The sequence below is a fragment of the Lentiprolixibacter sp. genome (genome assembly GCF_982873095.1).
The window spans coordinates 1-4,189 of the sequence record NZ_CEYNTP010000090.1 but is presented as its reverse complement, the minus strand read 5'-3'; the positions used below and the strand labels follow the sequence as shown (position 1 = coordinate 4,189).

Sequence of the window (4,189 nt, the reverse complement as noted above, 5' to 3'; positions counted from 1 at the left end):
CGTAACTCAGTGGTTGATTTTTCTGGAAAAACAAGTTCCAAATTTGCCCTAACCACCTTTTTGCGGTAGCCAAAAACCCGATACACTAAAAAATAAACAAAATCGGATACCAGATAGAGTAAGGAAAATGGGAGAAGGGAAACCAGCCTTAAAATAGGGTAGGTGAGTAGGTATACAAGCAGCTGCATAGTGAAAAATACTAAGCGCAAATATAGCTATATTTGGCGCGTATTATAAGAAGACCCTGCATGAAAATTCACCTGGCTACGATTGCAATAATTGCCGCTAATGTGCTGATCTCCCTGAGGGGGTTTAACGACCTCCACTTTTTTGAACGCTATAAGTTTGGCATTGGGGCCATAAAGGCCGGCCAAAAAGACCGGCTGTTTACTTCGGGTTTTCTGCATGTGGATTTCGCCCATCTTTTCCTCAACATGTTCACCCTCTATTTCTTTGCAAATGTGGTGATCTACTGGTTTGGCCCGGTAAAGTTCCTGATCATATATGTCATAAGTTTGCTGGCAGGGAGTTTGCTGGCACTTTCCTTCCATCGCAATGAGCCCTTCTACAGCGCAGTAGGGGCCAGCGGGGCAGTTACGGGCATACTGTATTCTGCCATCCTTTTGCAACCCAATATGCAGCTGGGAATCATGTTCATCCCAATACCCATACCGGCCTATATTTTAGGGATCGCCTATATGCTTTATTCGATTTACGGGATGAAAAAACGTCTCGGTAATATTGGCCATACCGCCCATTTTGGGGGAGCGGTGGGCGGGTACTTCATCACCCTGCTGTTTAAGCCTGATTTGTTTGTAAACGAGACCCTCATGGTTATACTTCTGGCTATCCCCATCCTTATTCTTTTGGTAATGGAGAAGCTGGGAAAACTCTAAACCCTACCTCCTAACTGCGGGTCACTCTCTAGAACCCAAAAATCAAAGGATTTCACATACCATTTCCTGTTTTCAATCGTTATATAGTTCCAATTTAACGTATAACTACCTACTTATGAGCCGCAAATGGTCCCCCGTATTGCTATTGGCAATATTGCTAACTGCCTCTTGTAGCGATCAGACTACTATTTTCAAAGAAGACTTACAGGAAGATGTATTGGTTGAGAACAGCGAAGCTGCTCTTGAACAAAATATCTCATATGCTGTCTCTGGAGTATTGGATATTTATGAAGAAGATACTTCAAATGCCAAATCCGCCTCTTCAGCAAAAGAGGAACAGGCAGGGGATTATCCACTTAGCCTGGTAGCACAAATACGCCCACCCAGTTATCCCTCCCGGGGTGAACTCACGGCTTCTCATGTTTTTGTTAATGCGGATTACGCCTATGTATCCTACAATACCGCCGGGGAGGAATATTTTGGCGGGCTCGATATCATCAATATCAGCAATCCTGCCCGTCCACGGCTCACCTCAAGGCTGATCTATCTCAATGCGGATATCAATGCCGTAACCTGGGACAACGGATTTGTCTACGCGGCAGGTGGAGTTGATTCCGAAGCTTCCACGACAGCGACAAGTAACTCTTTTGTAGCTAAGATTCCTGCATTTAGTGGAAGATTTGACGTAAACGGAGGTATTCAATATGGATTTCAACAGGGCTTTAACGCGAATGATTTAAGGATATCCGGGCAACAACTGATGGTTACCAGTGGCAAGGAAGGATCCCTGACGGTATATGATAAAACGGATTTGTCTATCCTGCAGGAGTATCCCTATTTTGATTTGCGATCCATAGCATATAACGAAGGGAATATTGCCCTTTTGGATGCCGGAAGCGGCTTAAAGATCCTCGATTCAGGTTTCCAACTCATCAAGGAGATACCCATTACTACAGATTTGGGACTCGCTACTAAAAAGACCATAGATTACACCCAGGACCGGATTCTGGTATCGGAATCCGGACAAGGGGCTGGTGTATACAGTGTTAGTTCAGGCGCCTTATTGGAGTACCTGCCTATTATGACCAATCCCACAGGTTTGGCTGAGGGAGACCGCGTAACCAATGCTGTAGTTTCCAATGATGAAGTGATCCTCATGGCAAACGGGGGAGCCGGACTCTGCCTTAGCGAAGAAAAAGATGGGCAGCTACGCCCTGTAGGTATCATAGAGCTGGAAGGTTCCATCAATTATGTGCAATCCAAGGGAGACTATATCATCGCCGCTTCGGGAAGGGAAGGAGTACAGATTTTAAAACTCAACCGCCCTTCAGAAAGCCTTGAAAGCCGGTGTTCTGACTTGCCGCGTTATCAGGGCAGCTCCAAATTACTTATCCCTGCCGGACAGGAATTTGCTTTTAGGGGTGCCAAGCGCTTTAACAATATCACAGTAAATGGCAGCCTTCTGCTATGTGGTTCCTGGACAGTACGGAACAATGTATCCGTGAATTCCAACGGATTATTTGAATATCGGGGCAACCTGATCATTGGCCGTAATAATTCAAGAAAGACCCTGAAGGTAGGTTCAGGGGCAATCTTGCGTATTGAAGGCAACCTTACTCTTTTTGGAGATCTGGTACTTGAAGACGGGGCCACCCTCGAATTTCTGGGATCGGACTCACGGGTAAATATTTATGGAGATGTGGAAAGAGGGGATAACGTAACCGTTGAGGGCACCTTCGAAGATATCAGAAATAAATTCTAGGCCTTATCCAAATAAAAAACCCCTCAATCAGAGGGGTTTGTTTTGCTTTATTATCTTTTATTAATCCAGCAGTTCGGATAACTTGTCCTCAAGGGCTACACCTCTCAAGTTTTTGGCAACGATAACACCCTTTTCATCAAGAATAAAGGTCGCGGGAATAGCATCCACGTTGTACAACTCTGCAATTTCATCAAAGTAATCCACATTAGAGACGTGATTCCATGCAAGGCCATCGTCTTCAATGGCTTTCTTCCAGTCTTCTGCCTTCCGATCCAAAGAAACACCCAGGATACTAAGCCCCTGATCCTTGTACTTATTGTACAAGCGAACCACGTTGGGGTTTTCTGCCCTGCAGGGTCGGCACCATGCTGCCCAGAAATCAATAATAGTTACCTTACCGAGGACATCATTTAGTGCCAGTTCCTCCCCGTTAGGAGTAGGAGCTGAAAAGTTAGGGGCTTTGGTCCCTATGGTCACATTCTTGGCCTTGTCTATTTTTTCCTTGACCTGCTTTCCGATCCTGGTATTTTGGATTTCAGGGGAGAGACCATTGTACAACTCTTCAATTTCGTCTTCCGGAAGTAAGCGCTGTTGTTGTGCCTTTTGAATAATAAACACCGAAATAATGGCATCGGGGTTTTCCTTTACGAAGTTCAATTCGAAGTCCCGGGCCTCATTCTGAAGTTCAGAATATTCCTGACGAAGGGAATTCATTTGCACGGTATCTCCTTGGGCAGCTGCCTTCCGCATGTCTGCAGTCATTGATCTCGCCTTGTACGCCATCGACCTGGAACCGTCAAGGAATCTCGCAAACATTTCATTTTGTGCTGTACCCTTTATGCTGGAATACGCCAGGCTGTCTCGCTGTGTCTTTACTTCTATAGAACCATTTTCAAGGACAAACGGGATATTACCCCTCAGGTTATCGAAAAAGATGTAGTGAATTTCTGCCTCTTCCTGCTCACCGGTAAAGGTGAATTGTCCGTCTATCACAACGGTGGTATCTACATTTATAAACCGGCCTTCCTCATTGGTTTTCCTCAAAAAGGCCTGGGCACCACTCTCCATTTCACCGGAGATCGTCCCTATCACCTCATAGCCCTTGGGTTCGGGGGTGCAATTCAACAAGAGCGTTGCCAGGATAAGGGAAGTAAGAATTCGTTTCATAGGTATCTGATTATGGGTGCAAAAGTACTCATATCAGACTGAATAAAAAAAGCCCTTGACAATCTCTTTTGTCAAGGGCTCAGTGCTTTGCTTTTGTACTATCAGAACTGATATCTGATTCCCAAGGCAATGTCGAAATCAAAGTTATCAGAAAAATCATCATAGCCCACAAGGCCAATTTCCGGGCGAAAATCACAGTGCATCAAAGCACGTGACAATGACGGTCCTGAGAACATCATGATGCAGTAGGGAGACGCCCCCATGTCCATCATGAGATGCTCTCAAAACTGCCATGGTCAAAGACCAGCAACAGTACTCATACTCACAGGGAAGCAGTACGTGTACCAGTAACCATGAAGATTAC

Annotated in this window: 4 protein-coding genes; 2 read left to right on the top strand and 2 right to left on the bottom strand. The window is 45.2% G+C overall.

Going from position 1 to position 4,189, the window contains the following annotated elements:
- Positions 1-209 (bottom strand): LpxL/LpxP family acyltransferase (locus tag AC4E7D_RS07085; protein ID WP_490173114.1); only part of this gene is annotated, 209 nt, incomplete at its 3' end.
- Positions 210-248: 39 nt separating this feature from the next.
- On the opposite strand from AC4E7D_RS07085, the gene AC4E7D_RS07080 reads away from it, so the two are divergent.
- On the top strand, positions 249-896 hold the full coding sequence (locus AC4E7D_RS07080; protein WP_490173113.1) for a rhomboid family intramembrane serine protease: 648 nt from the start codon (positions 249-251) through the stop codon (positions 894-896).
- 115 nt (positions 897-1,011) lie between these two features.
- Positions 1,012-2,658, top strand: a complete 1,647-nt coding sequence (locus AC4E7D_RS07075) for an LVIVD repeat-containing protein (RefSeq protein ID WP_490173112.1) — start codon at positions 1,012-1,014, stop codon at positions 2,656-2,658.
- 60 nt (positions 2,659-2,718) lie between these two features.
- Here AC4E7D_RS07075 and AC4E7D_RS07070 read toward each other — a convergent pair whose 3' ends face one another.
- Entirely contained in the window at positions 2,719-3,825 is a 1,107-nt protein-coding gene (locus AC4E7D_RS07070) for a redoxin domain-containing protein (RefSeq protein ID WP_490173111.1), read from the bottom strand.
- Between the last annotated feature and the right edge of the window lie 364 nt (positions 3,826-4,189).